Raw genomic sequence first — 16709 nt, 5'->3', positions numbered from 1 at the left:
CCGGGTGATCATCGTTCACCGTCCATATCACCATTGTGCGAGAAATTCGGCGCTCCGGGGAGGGAACCTCCCGGCGGCAGCGTCGGAAGGCCCCGCGGGGCTCCGCCGTCCAGGAGGCGGAGCAGGGCACCGGTGTCCACGTGCCGCTCGATCAGGTCGCCGAGGGCGTCCAGCCGTTCCTCGCGCAGCGCGGCGAAGCTCGTCCCGGGCGCGGGGGTGAAGTCCCGGCCGGAGGCGGCGGCCACCTCGGTCAGGAAGGCCCGCCGGAAGTCGTCGTTCTCCAGGGCCCCGTGCCAGGTCGTCCCCCAGACCGTGCCCGCCCGGCAGCCGTCCAGGAAGGGGGCGCCTCCCTCGACGGTCACCACCCCGTGGTGGATCTCGTAGGCGGCCACGCGGCAGCCGTACGCGCTGCCGACCGGGCGGCCCAGCGTCTTGTCCCTGGCGAACTCCACCGTGGCGGGCAGCAGCCCGAGCCCCTCGACCCGCCCGGCGCCCGACTCGACGTCGTCGTGGATGGTCCGGGCGAGCATCTGGTAGCCGCCGCAGATGCCGAGCACGACCCGGCCGGGCAGCGCGTCGGCCAGACCGGTGGCGCGCAGCCAGGCCAGGTCCGAGACCGTGGCGCGGGAACCGGGCAGGACCACCAGGTCGGCGTCGTCGAGCTCGGCCGGAGAGGTCACGAAGCGCACGACCACACCGGGCTCGGAGGCCAGGGCGTCGACGTCGGTGAAGTTGGAGATGCGCGGCAGCCTGACCACCGCGACCCTCAGGGTCTGCCTGCCGTACGGCGTGCGCGCGGCGGACGCGGGCCGGTTGTCCAGGGCCAGGGAGTCCTCGACGTCGAGCCAGATGCCGTCCAGCCAGGGCAGCACGCCGTACACCTCGCGGCCGGTCAGCTTCCTGATCATGTCGAGGCCGGGTTCGAGGAGCTCGCGCGCGCCCCGGAACTTGTTGATCACGAACCCGGCGATGAGCGCCTGGTCGGCGGGCTCCAGCAGGGCCACCGTCCCGTACAGCGAGGCGAAGACCCCGCCCCGGTCGATGTCGCCGACCACGACGACCGGCAGGTCCGCCGCCCGGGCCAGGCCCATGTTCGCGATGTCGCCCCGGCGCAGGTTGATCTCCGCGGGACTGCCCGCCCCCTCGCAGACCACCACGTCGTAGCGGGCCCGCAATCGCTCCAGCGCCTCGACGGCGATGTCCCGGAGGTGGTCCTTGACCTGCCAGTACTCCATCGCGTCGACGTCGGCCAGCGGCCTGCCCATGACCACCACCTGGCTGCGCCGGTCGCTGCCCGGCTTGAGCAGGATGGGGTTCATGTCGGCGCTGGGCTCCAGCCCGCACGCCGCGGCCTGCATCGCCTGGGCCCGGCCGATCTCGGCGCCGTCGGCGGTGACGAAGGAGTTCAGCGACATGTTCTGCGCCTTGTACGGCGCGACCTTCACGCCCTGGCGGGCCAGCCACCGGCAGATGCCTGCGGTGACGATGCTCTTGCCCGCGTCGGAGGTGGTCCCGGCGACCAGGAGCGCGCCGGTCACCCCCGCAGCACCGTCCGCCACACCGCCCGCAGCACCGTCCGCCGCGCCGCCCGCTGTGCCTGCCATGACCGCCTTTCCCGCCGATGCCGGGCCCATGCGCCGCGGGGGTTCCCGGGCACCGCGGCACCCACCGCCGTCGTCCGCGCCGTGCGAGGGCCGGCCTCACAGGGCGGAGATCGCCGCACGAAGCGGAGATCGCCCGCTGAGCGGAGGCCGCCGCGTGCAGCGGAGGTCGGCTTCGCGGAGCGGAGGGATCACCCGCGGAGCGCGGCGAAGACGGCGAGTCCCGCAGCGGCGAACCCTACCGCGCGCGCCAGCCGTACCGAACGCCGGATCTCCCTCGCCGACGGTTTCGGCCCGTCGCCCAGCTCCGGCCGGTGCTCCACACGGTTGCCGTAGACGTTCGTCCCGCCGAGGGTGACCTCCAGCGCCCCGGCGAAGGCCGCCTCGCACCGGCCCGAGTTGGGGCTGGGGTGACGGTGGCCGTCCCGGTGGAGTACGGCCGCCGCCCGCCGTACCGAACCTCCGGCGACCGGAGCGGCCAGCACCGCCAGCACCCCGGTGAGCCGGGCCGGAACGGCGTTGGCGACGTCGTCGAGCCGCGCCGCGGCCCAGCCGAAGCGCTCGTAGCGGGCGTTGCGGTGGCCGATCATGGCGTCCAGCGTGTTGACCGCCCGGTAGGCCAGCAGCCCCGGTACCCCGGCCACCGCGCCCCACAGCAGCGGTGCCACCACGGCGTCGGAGGTGTTCTCTGCGATCGACTCGACCGTCGCCCTGGCCAGTTCCGGCTCGTGCAGGTTCGAGGGGTCCCGGCCGCACAGGTGCGAGAGCCGCCCGCGCGCCCCGGCCAGGTCGCCGTCCTCCAGGAAGGCCGCCATGGCCGCGCCCTCACGCCCGAGCGTCGTCCCGCCCAGCACCGCCCAGGTCGCCACTGCGCTCACCGCGCCCCGGGCCAGCGGATTGCGCACCCGGCCGGCGGCGGCGCCGAGCAGCGCCACGGACCCGACGCAGATGGCGACGTGGACGACCCCGTTGGCCCGGGCGTCGCCGTACAGCCGCCTCTCCAGCGCCGCGGCGGCCCGGCCGAACAGCGCGACCGGATGCCCGCGTCGCGGGTCGGCGAGGAGCGCGTCGAGGACGACCCCGGCGAGCATCCCGAGGGCGTGGGCCCCGGCGGGGGTGCTCGTCACCCGTGACACGTCCAGAATGGCCCGTGCCCCCAGCGGCGGGGTACCGCCGCCGTCAGACGAGATGGTCATGGAGCTCGTCCTGATGGGCGTCGAGCCAGGCTCCCGCCCGGCGGATGCGGCTGCCGGCTCCCTCGGCCCACATGCGGGCCCAGCCGCCGCCTGAGGCCGCCCTGGCGCGCATGGCGATGTAGGAACGGCTGAAGCGCAGGCGGGCCAGGTCGAGCAGGCGACGGCGGTCACGGGGCGCCAGGCCGTACGCGTCACAGAACAGGCGCAGGCGCGGACCGGCCTCCAGCTCGCGCTGGAGCGGGTCGAGGTCCACCGGATCGGCGAGGGGCGCCCAGTGGCGCAGGGTGGTCACGATGTCGAACAGCCGCGTCGTCGGCCGGGCCAGGTCGAAGTCGATCAGGCCGTACGGCAGGCCGTCACGGAAGATCACGTTGTCGAGGTTGACGTCGCAGTGCCCCACCAGCTCGGGGGCCCGGTCGTCGTTGGAGCCGTTCTCCCAGATCGCCTGCCGGGGCGGCCGGAAGGAGACGGCGGCGTCGTGGAAGCGCCGCAGCAGCCCGGCGAGGGCGACCAGCGCCTCGTCGGTCACCGCGTACGGCGGAAGCGGCCTGGCTCCCGACTCGCCCTCGAGATAGGTCAGGATCTCGCGGCCCTGCCCGTCGAACCCCATCACCCGGGGAGCCCCGTCGAACCCCGCCGCCTCCAGATGGCGCAGCAGCGCGTGCACGGACGGCGTGGACGGCCGGGTGGGCCTGCGGACGGTGTTGCCGACCCGCACCACCCCATCCGTCACGTCACCCCCCGTCAAGGGGATCTCCTCGTGGACCGTGGTGACGAACATGCCAATTGAGCCTAGACGGATCGGCCTCGTGGTCGTGACCGTTTGCAGTAGACCGTTATGCCCTTTATGTGGACTCATGGCTTGCGCGGATCCATGGCTTGCTCGGCCGTACGGCTTACGCGGACGTACGGCTTACGCGGACGTACGGCGAGAGCGCCGGGGCGGGAACGACGGTGACCCCGTATCGTGGAACCGCCTTGTAGCGAGGCCGGGTTTCGCCTCCGCGTGAGACCGTCAGGTCCCCGGCGCGGTGTTGCCGCACCCGCCGGGGACCGCACGCACGTCAGGCGATCGGCGCCTCGGGATCGTCGTCGCCCGCAGAACCGGCACCCGCAGAACCGGCGGAGTTCGCCGCGCCGTGGTCGGCCGGATAACCGGCCACATAGCCGATCGCCTCGAGCCCGGGTGGTTCGAGACCGGCGGAGCACCGTTCGTGCCAGACCCGCCAGAAGTCCAGACCCTCGAACGTGCCCTCCCGAAGCTCGTCGATCAGCCCCTTCACCCAGTCGAGCTCGGCCCGGCGGAGCATCCTCGTGTACTCCCACTCGATGAGGAGCAACCGGGGCAACCCCTGCTTCACCGTGACTTCCCGGAGCGCCTCATCCATGTGCAGGTGCTGTTCCAGCCTGAGTACGCGTTCCTCCAGCAGACGCACCGCCTCCTCGGGCGGGAGCACCGGCAGCAGCGACAACCCCGCCTCGAAGGAGGTGTACTCCCTGGCCGGAGTGCTGACCAGTTCGCTGAGCCAGTCGAACAGCTCCAGCCTCCCCGGCTCGGTGAGCTCATAGACCGTCCGCTCGGGCCGCCTGCCCTCCCGCAGGACCCCCACCGCCTCGATCAGCCCGTGCTTCACCAACCCGTCCACGACCGAGTACAGCGAGCCGTAGTTGAGCTTGATGCTCTCCTCCTTGCGCCGGGCACGCATGGTCGAGGCCATCTCATACGGATGCATCGGCCGCTCGAACAGCAACGCCAGCACCGCCAACGCCAGCGGATTCCCACGCCTGCGCGCCACACGCCACCTCCAGCGATCACCCGTCCCCGAGTATTCGAGCCGCCTCGGTCCAAGGAAGCGAGGGCTCCGAAGCACTCGATCACGACAAACGGTCCGTATGTCTGCGCCGCAGAGACCGACTGGGTCAAGATAGCCCCCATGTCTACCATCCCCGAAGATCACGTCGAGGCCGCCGATCCCTCCGCGTTCAACGACTATGACCGTCTGGCCGAGGGGTACACGGCCGAGAACGAGACCAGCCTGCTGAACGCGTACTACGAACGGCCGGCGATGCTGAAGCTCGCCGGGGAGGTGGCCGGCCGGCGCATCCTCGACGCCGGCTGCGGCTCGGGTCCCCTGTTCGCCGCGCTGCGCGATCGAGGCGCCGTCCTGACCGGCATCGATGCCAGTGCCGGGATGCTGGAGCTGGCCCGGCTGCGCCTGGGCGCCGAGGCGGATCTGCGGGTGGCGGATCTGGCCGATCCGCTGCCCTTTCCCGATGACGCCTTCGACGACGTCATCGCGTCCCTGGTGCTGCACTACCTGCAAGACTGGGGACCGACGCTGACCGAGATGCGACGGGTGCTCAGGCCCGGCGGCCGGCTGCTGGTCTCGGTCGAGCATCCTTTCGCCATCACCCTCATGCATCACATGGCCGGGGAGAAGCCCAGCTATTTCGGGATCCGCAACCGGATCGAGGAATGGACCATGGGCGGGCAGAGCGCCCGGATGAGCTTCTGGGACCGGCCGCTGCACGCGATGACCGAGGCCTTCACCGCGGCCGGCTTTCGCATCGGCGTCATCAGCGAACCGCCGTTCGCACCGGAAGCCCGCGAGCTGTTCCCCGAGGAACTGCGCGAGATCGAGCCTGCCCGTACAAGATTCCTGAGCTTCCTGTTCTTCGTTCTCGACGCCGACTGACGGCGCCTGGTAACGATCAGCCGTCGTGGTGATTGAGCGTTCCAGCCGGCACGGCACGAGGCTGCCCAGCACCTGACGCGCCCAGAGCCCCAACCGCCCGGCGAAGTCCTGATCGGCGAAGACCACCCGGCAGGCACCGGACTGAACCGCTCCGGCTTCGGTGGAGCACATCACCCCTCTCGCCAAGGCGTTGTCGCCGGGTGAGGCGGCCCATCCGGGCCTACCATCCGCAGGGGATGGTTGAGACCGAGGCTCTGGAGCCGACGGCGTCGGTGACCGTGACCAGGGTGGTGAAGGTGAGGTCCGGCCCGCCGGGGTTGTTGCAGTCGAAGGCGGCCGTGGTCCTGCGGGCGATCGGATCGGTGGTCACGACAGGCTGACGGCGCGCTCGCGGGCTGGACCAGTCAGCGGTGACCGGGTCGACCCCACCTGTCCAGACCGCTTCGCACAGGATGTATCCCGTTCCCCGCGGCAGTGGTCCGCACGTGAAGCTGGTGATGCTGGCAGTTCTGTTCTGGCAGGTGGTCACCCGGGTGCCCGCACCCGTTTCGCCGTTGGAGAAGGTGAGCGTGTGGCCGATCAAGACTTGGCCGGATGAACACCCCACGGTGATCTGCGGGAAGTTCTTGAACTGTGCGACGTTGGCGCCGTTCACCGTCCAGTCGATGGATGTGACAGTCCTGTCGCCGATGTTCGTCGCGACCCGGCAGGTGACCTCGCCCGTGTTGAGCTGGCCCGCGGCGAACGTGCAGACGGGCGGGAAGTCCACGGCGGCGAAGGCGGGAGCGGGTCCCGTGAGGAGACCTCCGACTACTGCGGCGAGCAGCGCGAAGATGGCTAGAGTTCGTCGGCGCATCTGATCTCCTGATCGGATAGAGACTGGTCGATGGTGCGTTGTCCTCAAGGACGATGTAGGCAATACGCGCGCCGAGGAGTCACGGATCACCGGTTCGGGCGCCTGTCTTCGGGCCACCGTTCTTGCGCCACGCACCAAGGTCTTTTCGCAGGTCGGCTTTGGAATTGACCGGAATCAGCAGCCGTATGCAAGTCCGTAACGGTGACGCGCCGGCGCTCAGGAGCCTTCAGCGCTGCTGACAGCCGCTACTTCTCACCGGCATTTCTCGCCCGCTTCGGCCGCGAGCGCTGTCCGAACTCACCCGCAAACGCTGTGTGGCATGATCGCCCACCATGAGATGGCAGGTAATACCGGTGATCGTGCTCGGACTGACCGCGCTTCCCTCCCCCGCGCAGGCAACCGCGGCAGATGTGGTGGCTGCCGTGAAGCGGCTCCAGAGTCAGGGAGCCGCGGTGAAGATCTACCAAAGGACCGATGCGGGCTGGCCGTCGGATCCGCGCATGGAGGCGCTGCCGATGCGGGAGTGCGGAGCGCGGGCTGATGCGCCCGTGGTGACCGGTCTGGCCAAGCTGGGCCGGGGCGGCGTGGTGGCCGCCGACATGAAACGCCAGGTGGAAACCTCCGAATGCGCCCTGCGGTTCCTGAAGGAGGACGCCGCCGACGGCGACCAACGGGCGGCCGACCAGGTCAAGATCGCGTCAGCGGTGCACCGGATGCGCACGGTCGGCGGCCGCCTCTACGTCTCGGGGCCCGCCTACGGCGGCGGCGCCGGGTGGCGCACGCTCGGCAAGGCGCCCGGCGGCGCGGCGCTCTACGGCGACCAGATCATCGACCCCTTCGACGTGGACACCCTGAAGTTCCTCGTCAGAACGGCGACCATCAACCGACGCGGTGCCCCGAACAACGATGCCGACGGTCGTCGGGTCAGCAGGACCTGGGACTACCGGGGCACGACCACCTTCGCCGCTCTGTTCCGCGCTTCCAAGCCGTTCCGCGACATGCTCGGCGGCCGGCTCGATCCGCAGGTCGGCAAGATCTCCTTCATGTGGGGCGTCCACACCGACCACCGGGGCGTTCCGGTGACGGTCATCACCTACTGGAAGCCGGGCGGTGATTACCTGCTGCGAGGAGCCACCGCCGCCACCCGGTACAGCTGGGACGTGAAGGCCTCCATCTCGGCCCCCGCCACCATCGGAGCCGGACGGGATCCCTACAGCGACGACCTGGTGGACGCCTACCGCGTCCAACACCGGTGACGCTCCATGAGCCTGCGGGCCTTGACCGGTCGCTTCACCGGGCTTCCCGGGCGCTGACCCAGCGTGATCAGCGTCCGTTCAACCGGCCGGAACGTCCTCTGCGCCAACCCGGTGATCGCTTCCGGTCACGGCTAGATCCGGTCGCTGGGCGACAAACGGGCGTGCGCATCCCGTGCGCGGCGCTCGGCGGTGGCCGCGCTGTAGCGCCGGACCATCTCCAGGGAGTTCCAGCCGCCCACGCGCATCAGGTCCAGGGGGTCGCCTCCGGCGTCCAGGAAGGAGGCCGCCATCGTGTGGCGGAACCGATGGGTGTAGACGTCGGTGATGCCGGCCTCGCGCGCCCGGCGCTTGAGCATCTGCAGGATGCCGGTGGTGGTCAGGCGGCGCTCTCCGCCGGCTGCGGTGATCCCGCGTTCGGGCAGCCACAGCCAGGGGCTGTCGGCGTGCTTGTGCCGGGCGCGCGCCCGGATGTACCGGTCGACGGCCGCCGCGGTCTTGCGCCCGATCGGGGCCATGTGCGTCCGGCCGCCCTTCAGCCGGATCCGCAGGACGTGCTGGGCGAGCAGTACGTCGCTCAGCTCGGGGTCTTCGGGGTGGTAGCGCAGCCCGGCCAGGCCGCTGCCGCGCATCCCGTTGTCCAGCAGGATGCGGATGATCGCGGTGTCTCGGCGGTCGGCGAAGGCGGTGCCCGCGCACGTCTTGAGCATCAGCTTCAGCTCGTGCTCGCTCAGCGGCTCGACGGGCTGGACGACGACCTTGGGCGGGGACAGGCTGGCCATCGGCGAGGGGCCCTGCCGCTCGCCCTCGGCGACGAGCCAGTTGAACAGCACGCGCAGGTTGCGGAAGTGCTTGTGGGTGTCGCCGGCGGAGCGGGGGGTCAGCGCCCCGCAGGGGCAGGGCCGGGTGCGCTTCTCGTCGAGCCAGCAGCCGTTAAGCCGGGACGCAAAGAATGCCCGCAGATGCCCGGCTTCGATGCCGTCGATCTCTTGGGGCATGTCATGATGCGCGAGATACTCGATCAGCAGGCGGGCGGAGTGGAGGTAGCTCTCGATGGTTCCCGGGGACTTCTGCTCGCTGTCGAGCGCCAGCCGCCAGGAGGGGATGAGATGGCCAAGGAGAGGGGATCTACCCATCTGGTCTTCTCCAAATCCGATGCTCTTTCATCGGTGTGCGGCTATGCTACCTTAAGCTATGGTCAGCGTTCCTGCTGGTCATCCCCCAAATTTAAGCGCCCTTAGCTCAGCTGGATAGAGCACCGGACTTCTAATCCGACGGTCGCAGGTTCGAATCCTGCAGGGCGCGCTTCGCATGACCACGAAACCCCCCACTTGACCTGCACTGATACAGCAAGGCGGGGGTTTCTCACGTCCGGCCGTCTACGGCTGATCCTGATCGTTTACGGTCATCTCTCCCCAATGCCTCCCCATGGCGTCGAGACAAGCTGCCGCTACCCAGCATGCGTTAGATCAACTGAGCGCTTTTCATCCTGCGTGCTGCCACCTGCCCAGTAGGACCTGGACCGCCACCCGCTCACCTGGTTAACTGGCGCTGTGTCAACCCTCCAGAACTCGACTCGGTCCTCTGGACGAGCTTTGACGAAGTTGATCACGGTAACGCTGCTGATGGGTGTCGCGCTCGCCTTGGGCATGTGGTGGTTACTGGCAGAGGGATGGGATGCGCTGCTGGATGCTCTGCCGATATGGCTGCCTCATACCCGCCAGGAGCCGTAACCTGCGTCCGAAGCTTCTGGTTGCAGCGGGCGTCGATCCATTTACCAGGAGCTTCCCGACTTCCGAAGACCAACCCTCAACGCGCGATCGACACCTGCGTCGTGTTCCGCTTCCACCAAATCCGCCCCGGGGACGAGCGGATCGATGGAACCCTGAGAAAACCGGACGACCCAGACATGATTGTCGTTGTCGACCGCCATCCCCGAGCATGCTCGCCGCGTGGGTGCAGGAAAGTTCTCCAGCGAACCTCCGGATCAGAAGGCCGGGCCGTGCCGCTCGGGTGCCAGCACGGACGGACAATCAAGGAGAAGTACGGCAACTGACGGAGAGCAATTTCACGTATCAAAATTCGGTGGTTCTATGCTTGCCGGCTATGGCCGCTACGCAGGTGAAGTCGTTCGATCTCCACGTCAGTTACGGGCAGGCCTACCTTGCCGACGGAGGCGACGAGTTCCCGGCCCCAGAGTCCTTTCCGAAGGATCATCCTGAGCACCCTGTGGGGATTATCCGGGTGGAGGGCAGCAAAGCTCTCCTGGTCACGGGCCTGTCCAGCGGTCCGGTCGGCTTCTCGGCGGCTGTGTCCGACGAGGATCCGGGAGCGGACACCGACGGATACGAGGACATCGTGGAGATCAGCTACTGGGCCCCGTCGAATTTGCTCCGCGTAGCCGAATGGGGAGGTGAAGGCGATCATGTGTTACCCCGTCTGCCCTCGGCTCCGGGGTGGTATCGGCTGCGCTATCACGCCGTGAACATGGACGAGGGTTGCGATGTGAACGCGCTGGCTACGGGAGATGCCGTCGTTGATCGCTACCTGTTGCAGGTCTGGCCGCAGCCCGAGTCCGCGCCTCGTGTGATCAAAAGCACGAGCCACCAGCTCGCCTACTGGTGCGACGCGGACTGACGTCATGCTGTGGATGGGTCAGCGGCTCCCAAGAGCGTGGCGGACGTCGTGGAACCTCGGCCGAGGCGGTCAAGGGACGCACCGGTCGGAATCAGCATCCCCGAGTTCACTCCGCCAACAAATCAGAAAGTGCCGATCAGGGAGCCGGGTCATCGATGCGCTGGCGGCGGCGCGGATCCGGGGCGGGGAGGTGGCCGGGGTGGTTTTCCACTCGGACCACGGCGGGCCCAATACAGCTCGGCCGCTTTCGCCCGTGCCTGTGCGGCGTTCGGGGTGCGCCGGTCGATGGGAGCGGTCGGTTCCAGCGCCGACAACGCGCTGGCCGAGTCGTTCTTCGCCTCCCTCAAGCGGGAGGTCTTGCCGGCCGGTGACTGGGCGAGCATGGCCCAGGCGCGGCTGGAGGTCTTCCGTTGGCTGGTGTTCCACAACACGCGGCGCAGGCATTCGGCGCTGGGTTACCTCAGCCCGGTCGAGTTCGCGAAGAGATCATCTATGCTGGCAGCCGGTGTCCACGTTCGAGGTGGAAGTCCCGTTGCGGTGGTCATCGGCGAAGCCGAGGTCACGGGGCAGCAGCACTACGAGCCGGCCGAGGCCCGCGCTGAGCGGCTGCGTCGGGTCGAGGCACTGTACGGGCCTCGTGGTAAGCCAGCGTCGGTGGCCTGTACTCCACAGGCACGAGCAGCGCAACACGTCGGAACGCTACATCGATCGGATCAAGCAATGACGCGTCCTGGCTTTTCGCTTCGGCAAGCCCACAGACAGCTGCCTGGCCGGGTTTCACCTACGCGGCGCCATCTCGTGGAGTCGAAGCCTTCAGCTCAGTGAAGAGCTGAGAAACGGCGATCCACTTCTAATCTGTCAATCGTTGACGGCGTGCGGGAGGCAGTTCACCCACCGGCGCGACGGTGTGCGTCCCGCCGCCCGTACAGCGCCACACGGCGATCTCGTCTTCCAGCCCGACGTTCAGGCCTCGATCGTGCGACGGGCAGACGGGCCACGGCCTCCAGATAACCTCCATGACCACTTCCTGAGCGGCATCGGCCACACTCCAGAGCACCTCCTGGACATCACCCCCGGGCCCGAGGCCGTTGCCCTGGCAGATGCCTTCGAACTCCACCCACGCCAGGCCCGTGGTGTCCCAGTCGGGCAGAACCATCCGAAGCGTCCCGGCGATCCCGGTGGCGCGGATGTCACGCTCCACGATCTTCAGCGCCCCCTCCAGCGGCACCAGCAGGCCAGGTTCCAGGGCGAAGGTCGGCCTGAAGCCGATCTTGCGGAGGAAGGCCTCACCCAGCCGGGTCAAGTCGGCGGCCGTCAGCTCGGTGACGGGACGCTCAGAGCCGCTCAGCGCGGTGCCGGCGGTTCCCCGTACGGCATAGCGGTCAGGCGGCCCCTGCTCGGGCTTTGCGGGCGAGCAGTTGAATCTCCCGGAACTGCCGTCGGTCGGTGGGCTGGGGCTCGCGAACCATCCGGGCCACCTCGGGCAGTCCGGACTCGCGCAGCATCGCGGCGAGGTGATCAGGCCACCACCGATAGGCCGGCGCGACTGTGTGATCGAAGACCTGAGTCGGGTGGGACGGACCCTCGCTTGCCGAAAAACCGATCAGAAGGTGGCCGCCGGGTGCCAGCACGCGATGGAACTCCGCCAGGATGACGGGGAGTTCCTGCGGCGGGGTGTGGATGATGGACCAACGTGAGAGTACGCCGCCCAGCACGCCGTCGGCGATGTCCGGCGCGGCCATCGAGCCCACGTCGAACCGCAGGCCCGGATAGGCCTGTCGAGCCAACTCGATCATCACGGGAGAGGCGTCAACCCCGAACGCCGTCAGTCCCAGCTCGTCCAGATAAGCGGTGATATGGCCAGGCCCACACCCCAGGTCCGCGACCTGACCGCCCCCACTCGCGCTCACAGCCTCGGCGAAGACACCCAAGATCGCGCGGTCCAGGGGACTGTCACGCAGCGAGTCGCGGAACAGCTCCGCATAGGTGTGGGCGGCGGCGTCGTAAGCCTCGCGGGTGACGCTGAGGACATCGGGTTCGACCATGCTCGTGACAATAGTTCCCGGTCCCGGGGCGAGCCAGGGGAATCACGATCTTCCCTCCAGCCCGTCCGCCCGGACTGTCGCCGGTACAGAGGACTTACCGGGGTGCAGTCAGACGGCCTCGCCCAACTGTTCGGCCATCCGCTCCAGGCCGCCCCTGATGAGCCGCCCGTACTCGTCGTCGCCGAGTGCGCCGATCTCGGCCCGCGCCTGCTGGAAGTGCTCACGGGCGCGGCCGAGATCGCCCAGCTTGCGATAGCACTCGCTCACGTTGAGGTGCAACGACGGATACAGACCGGCCACCGAAAGCGGCACCCCGGCCCGTGCCACCTGCTCGTCGGTGACCAGATCGGCGGCGGCAAGCGCCCGCAGATCCCACATCAGCTCCTGGTGCACGTCGTCCTGCACGTCGGCCATCGAATGGGCAAGGACGCAAACGTGCAGCGGGTCGCCTTGCTCACCTCCGATGTCGTCCCAGATCTGCGCGAACAAGTCGCGCGCCGCTTCACGCTGACCTCGGTGGTGATGCAACTCCACCCCTTGGCCGATTCGGATCATCGTCGGGTCGACGGTCATCAGCGGCTCCTTCACCGTTGCGGGCGGCCGGGGTCAGCCTAATCGCCTTACCGGCTTGATGACCTTCAAGCTCGACGAACTCCGACGTCAGTGGAGCCGATGCTCTGTCCCGGGGGCACCTCGCGACGTCGTCGAGCCCTGACCGGGGAGGTCACGCGTCGGCCGGCAGCGGTTCGCCGGTCTCCAGCAGCGTCTTCAGGCTCGCCACCACGTTCGGCCAGCCGTGGGTGACCATCTCGGCCAGGCCCGATCCGGGCTCGAAGCCGTCGTGCACGACGGTGAGTTTCACGACCTGCGCGGCCTCCTCGATCGTGAAGGTGACCTTCGAGCGGGCCTCGCCGGACAACCGGGCGAGCAACTCCTCGTCCCAGCCGAAGCGCTTGGCGAGCTCCGGGGTGATGGCGTGCCAGGTGTAGGAGAGCCGGCTGTAGGGTTCGGCCTCCAGCACGACCTGCTCCGGATCGCTGATGAGCACCCCGTGGTTGTCCCAGGTCATCGGCGAGCCGGCGGACCAGTCCGTGGTGAACTCCGTGGCCCAGTAGCGGCGGGTGAAGGCGGGCTCGGTCAGCGCCTGCCATAGTTTCTGCGGAGTGGTGCGGATGTAGGTGGTGTAGACGAAGGTCGGCGCGTCCATCGGGGTCTCCTCCAGGGCGAGTTTCAGATCCGCCAGGGCTTGGACCCTGGCCCGGTCGTAGCGACTGATCCACCGGTGGGCGATCTCGTGCACGGGCGCGGCGTTGAGGTAGTGCAGCTTCTCCCGGCCCCGCCGCACCGTGGTGACGAGCCCGGCCTCCTCCAGCACCGCCAGATGCTTGCTGACGGACTGCCTGGCCATGTCGAGTCCGGCGCACAGCTCGCGCAGCGTCTGCCCGTTGCGGGCGTTGAGTGAGTCGAGCAGCGCGCGCCGGCTCGGATCGGCCAGAGCTTTGAACACCTCGTCCATGCCCGCCCCCGTACCCAGGTCGCCCTCTGTCGATATGCAGCCATCCGACTGCCTTTAACTTAGGCAGCCGGATGGCTGCATGTCAAGACACGCGGCCCCGATGGACGGCCGATCATCTCCGGTACGGCCTCGCGGGGCCGGCGCGCACGTCCCCGCATACGGCCCCGTCGCCTCGTTCAGACGGCCGCCCCCGGGCCGGCCGTTGACGGCCACGCAGCACGGCGCACGCCGTGGCGGGATCGTCGCCGGGGCAGCCGGTTCAATCGACGACCGCGATCGCGTCCACCTCGATCACGTAGCCCGGTGCGGCCAGCCTCTCCACACCGATCAGGGTGTCAGTGGGCCTGTGGTCGCCGAACAGCGCGACCCTGGCCTCTTCGATGATGGGCAGGTACTCCCGGCGGTGATCGACGACGTAGATCCCGATCTTGGTGACCTGGTCCGGGCGGGCTCCGGCGGCGGCAAGGGCGCGGCCGAGATTGGTGAACACCTGCCCGGCCTGGGCCGGCAGGTCGTCGGGAGCGACCAGGTTGCCGTCAAGGTCATCGGACATCTGCCCGGCGATGAACACCATTCGGGTGCCGGTCGCGACGATCACATGGCTGTAGGTCTTCGGCCTGTCCAGGTCCTCGGGTTGGATGATTTCGAGAGCCATCGGTGCAGTCCCTCCGGGGAGAGCGACGAACGGAAAGCGGCGAACATAGAGCGGTGAACGGAGAGCGGTGAACGGAGAGCGGGTGACCGGGGTGATGCCAGGCCGCCCACGGCCATACGGTGCCCGGCCCGGCAGTCCGGGCACTCCCAGAGGGTACTTGTACGCCGATCGCTTGATGATCATGGCCGATCGGAGGCGCCTGTGAGCTCGCCCCCGGTCGAATGCACGTCTGATGAGCGCAGACGTAGTCGATGGGGGAAACTCCCGCGCGGCCTCGAACCAACGGTCGTGTGGCGGCATCCAACGAGATCACAGCACCGGAAGGGACTCATGTGATCATCTGGTTGGACGGTGTCTTCGAGGCAGGCGACCATGTCACCGCAGACGGGCCTTTCGCCGGGCGATCGGGACCGCTCAGGACGCGGGCTGCTCTCGCAGCCGTGAGCGTGTCCCGGACATGGTGATCCGCAGACGCTCCCCACGCTCGGTGCAGCGCATCGACGTGGCCCGCCTTCCCGAAGACGTCGTGGCGCTCATCGACGCCCTCGGGCCCGGTGAGAACCTGGTCGTCACGCGTGACGGCGCGTCGATCGCGACGATCTCCAGCACCGTCGACGTGGTCCAGGGCGCCATCGTCGATCGCGACGCGTCAGACGGGGCCAACGATCAAGAGCCGATCGACTACGACGGCGTGACGGTCGTGGCCACCGCGATGAAGCTGTCGACCGCGGCCCGCGTCGCGCTGTCGGACCGGCTCGGGGCGGACTACGTAGTGCTCGATATGCATGCGGCTCCCGAGACGACCGACGTGCTGCTGGTACCTCCGGTCAGCCCGCAGCTGATCGTGATGCTTCGATCGAAGTTCCCGAAAGCCCGCGTCATCGTCACCGAGATCGAGGATCAGGAGCTCGGAGTCCAGTACTCCGGCCCGGTCCGCCGGCTGCTCGACGCCGGCGCCGAGGCGTATCTCCCTCCGGCGAGCCTCCCGCTCCTGGCCAGGCAGCTTGACCACACGCTGAATCACGGGCGCGAGATCGCCGGCGGGGGCGCCGCGCCATTGCAGATCGCACCGGCCGCGGAGTCGGCGGATCCGGACGACGGATGACTCCGCGTCTCTCCGCCGGACCGTCAGGAGGCGACCCACCATGGCCACATGTCCTCAGCTCAACAGGCGAGGTCGCTGGAGTCTTCCCGGGCCGATGGCTTCGATCCACCGGACGTGACAGCTCCGGGTGATACAAGACCTCCACGAACATGATCCGTTCCTCGACGACGTCCAGGATCAGATGCCCCTTCGGCAGCCCGTACGCGAGGAAGGGCCAGCCGTACGGCCTGCGGGGCGCCCACCCGTCAGAGACCGTCGTCACTCCCACCAGGAGGACGGCCGCGGTCGACCCCCAGCCCGCGACCTGGCCCAGCGGATGAGTCCGCCTGTGCGTCAGCAGGAGCATCAGGCCGAACTCCTGAGGAGAAGATTCACAGGACAGGCCTTGGAACCACGGCCGTGAGTGATGACTCGGATCATGAGGTGCCTTGCGGAGCGGTCACATCGACGTCGTGACCCTTCACCGGAGGATCCACGGGCGAATACGCAGCTCAAGGGCTTGCCCATAGCCGTACCTCGGGTCGGCGGGAGGTGATCACCGTCGATGACCGCTGCGCCCCGTACGGGCCGAGGCCGACCGGTGATCGGGGACTGTCGTCTCCGCCTGCTTCAATTCACCTTCGATCCACGCTGAGCGCATACCGATCGATTCGCATGAACCGACCTAAGGAGGCCGAGGTCGATGGCAGAGCTGATCACATACCTGCTGGAGCAGGTCCGTGACGATCCCGGGCGCTGGACGGTACGAGGACTGGATCGAGATCGGTCCCAACGTCATGGTCTGCGAGTCCCCTGAAGACATCACCGCTCATGTCCGGATCGAACTGTGGAGTGATCAACCGCCCGCGCCGGAGACGGCCTGGGATCACTCATGGACCGGCGAGATCTTCCTGCGGTCGGGGAATATCCGTTAGTCGCAGGTTCCGGAAGAGGGGCCGCCGCGGAAGCACTCCCGGTCCGAAGGCGACGGCACACTGCGTTGCCGCACGGCCGTACCCGACCGGCCCGCCGTACCGGGGCCATGCCGCCCCCGCGGTCAGCCGACCCCGTTGTCATCGATCCGCCACGGCTGACCCGCGTCGGCACGGACGAGCATGTATCCCCAGACCGTGTGACCGTTCGGCATCGAGCCTTCGGAGAATGCGTTCC

Annotated in this window: 16 protein-coding genes, 1 tRNA gene and 1 pseudogene; 7 read left to right on the top strand and 11 right to left on the bottom strand. The window is 68.6% G+C overall.

What is annotated here, in order from left to right:
* Positions 1 to 8: 8 nt before the first annotated feature.
* From Pta02_RS28220 to Pta02_RS28205, 4 genes are all read right to left on the bottom strand, one after another.
* Entirely contained in the window at positions 9 to 1604 is a 1596-nt protein-coding gene (locus Pta02_RS28220) for a cobyric acid synthase (RefSeq protein ID WP_373872420.1), read from the bottom strand.
* A gap of 188 nt (positions 1605 to 1792) precedes the next feature.
* Entirely contained in the window at positions 1793 to 2797 is a 1005-nt protein-coding gene (locus tag Pta02_RS28215) for a cobalamin biosynthesis protein (protein WP_203877991.1), read from the bottom strand.
* Positions 2781 to 3578: a phosphotransferase enzyme family protein gene (locus tag Pta02_RS28210; protein WP_203877990.1), complete on the bottom strand. Its 798-nt coding sequence runs from the start codon at positions 3576 to 3578 to the stop codon at positions 2781 to 2783. Before Pta02_RS28210 ends, Pta02_RS28215 begins: the two co-directional genes overlap by 17 nt.
* Positions 3579 to 3861: 283 nt before the next feature.
* Positions 3862 to 4593, bottom strand: a complete 732-nt coding sequence (locus Pta02_RS28205) for a PadR family transcriptional regulator (RefSeq protein ID WP_203877989.1) — start codon at positions 4591 to 4593, stop codon at positions 3862 to 3864.
* Positions 4594 to 4731: 138 nt separating this feature from the next.
* Here Pta02_RS28205 and Pta02_RS28200 point away from each other — a divergent pair, with 138 nt between their 5' ends.
* Positions 4732 to 5493, top strand: coding sequence for a class I SAM-dependent methyltransferase (locus Pta02_RS28200; RefSeq protein ID WP_203877988.1), 762 nt, complete (start codon positions 4732 to 4734; stop codon positions 5491 to 5493).
* A 220-nt stretch (positions 5494 to 5713) separates the two neighbouring features.
* On the opposite strand, the gene Pta02_RS28195 is transcribed toward Pta02_RS28200, so the two are convergent.
* Complete coding sequence (locus tag Pta02_RS28195; protein ID WP_203877987.1) at positions 5714 to 6349, bottom strand: hypothetical protein; 636 nt, start codon at positions 6347 to 6349, stop codon at positions 5714 to 5716.
* Positions 6350 to 6801: 452 nt separating this feature from the next.
* On the opposite strand from Pta02_RS28195, the gene Pta02_RS28190 reads away from it, so the two are divergent.
* Positions 6802 to 7605, top strand: a complete 804-nt coding sequence (locus Pta02_RS28190) for a hypothetical protein (RefSeq protein WP_203877986.1) — start codon at positions 6802 to 6804, stop codon at positions 7603 to 7605.
* Between the two features lie 131 nt (positions 7606 to 7736).
* Here Pta02_RS28190 and Pta02_RS28185 read toward each other — a convergent pair whose 3' ends face one another.
* Positions 7737 to 8738: a tyrosine-type recombinase/integrase gene (locus tag Pta02_RS28185; RefSeq protein WP_203877985.1), complete on the bottom strand. Its 1002-nt coding sequence runs from the start codon at positions 8736 to 8738 to the stop codon at positions 7737 to 7739.
* A 95-nt stretch (positions 8739 to 8833) separates the two neighbouring features.
* Between Pta02_RS28185 and Pta02_RS28180 the strand changes: the two genes are divergently transcribed.
* From Pta02_RS28180 to Pta02_RS41485, 3 genes and pseudogenes are all read left to right on the top strand, one after another.
* Positions 8834 to 8907 (top strand) — tRNA-Arg (locus Pta02_RS28180).
* Positions 8908 to 9708: 801 nt separating this feature from the next.
* Positions 9709 to 10239, top strand: coding sequence for a hypothetical protein (locus Pta02_RS28175; RefSeq protein ID WP_203877984.1), 531 nt, complete (start codon positions 9709 to 9711; stop codon positions 10237 to 10239).
* Between the two features lie 148 nt (positions 10240 to 10387).
* Positions 10388 to 10725: pseudogene (locus Pta02_RS41485) on the top strand (transposase); the annotation flags it as partial.
* 364 nt (positions 10726 to 11089) lie between these two features.
* On the opposite strand, the gene Pta02_RS28165 reads toward Pta02_RS41485, so the two are convergent.
* The 5 genes from Pta02_RS28165 to Pta02_RS28145 form a co-directional block, all read right to left on the bottom strand.
* Positions 11090 to 11542, bottom strand: a complete 453-nt coding sequence (locus Pta02_RS28165; RefSeq protein WP_203877982.1) for a hypothetical protein — start codon at positions 11540 to 11542, stop codon at positions 11090 to 11092.
* Positions 11543 to 11621: 79 nt separating this feature from the next.
* The gene (locus tag Pta02_RS28160) at positions 11622 to 12284 is read right to left on the bottom strand and encodes a class I SAM-dependent methyltransferase (RefSeq protein ID WP_203877981.1); all 663 of its coding nucleotides are present in this window, start codon (positions 12282 to 12284) and stop codon (positions 11622 to 11624) included.
* A 108-nt stretch (positions 12285 to 12392) separates the two neighbouring features.
* On the bottom strand, positions 12393 to 12857 hold the full coding sequence (locus Pta02_RS28155) for a hypothetical protein (RefSeq protein WP_203877980.1): 465 nt from the start codon (positions 12855 to 12857) through the stop codon (positions 12393 to 12395).
* A gap of 151 nt (positions 12858 to 13008) precedes the next feature.
* Entirely contained in the window at positions 13009 to 13800 is a 792-nt protein-coding gene (locus tag Pta02_RS28150; protein WP_203877979.1) for an ArsR/SmtB family transcription factor, read from the bottom strand.
* A 259-nt stretch (positions 13801 to 14059) separates the two neighbouring features.
* A complete protein-coding gene (locus Pta02_RS28145; protein WP_203877978.1) occupies positions 14060 to 14455 on the bottom strand; it encodes a RidA family protein in 396 nt (131 codons plus the stop codon).
* Between the two features lie 487 nt (positions 14456 to 14942).
* Between Pta02_RS28145 and Pta02_RS28140 the strand changes: the two genes are divergently transcribed.
* Together Pta02_RS28140 and Pta02_RS28135 are read left to right on the top strand one after the other, a co-directional pair.
* Positions 14943 to 15560, top strand: coding sequence for a hypothetical protein (locus tag Pta02_RS28140; protein WP_239131281.1), 618 nt, complete (start codon positions 14943 to 14945; stop codon positions 15558 to 15560).
* 719 nt (positions 15561 to 16279) lie between these two features.
* The gene (locus Pta02_RS28135; protein ID WP_203877977.1) at positions 16280 to 16474 is read left to right on the top strand and encodes a hypothetical protein; all 195 of its coding nucleotides are present in this window, start codon (positions 16280 to 16282) and stop codon (positions 16472 to 16474) included.
* Positions 16475 to 16709: the final 235 nt, after the last annotated feature.

Source organism: Paraplanobispora takensis (assembly GCF_016863195.1).
GTDB lineage: Bacteria > Actinomycetota > Actinomycetes > Streptosporangiales > Streptosporangiaceae > Planobispora > Planobispora takensis.
The sequence above is the reverse complement of the archived record's forward strand: the minus strand, read 5'-3'. Positions and strand labels throughout refer to the sequence as shown.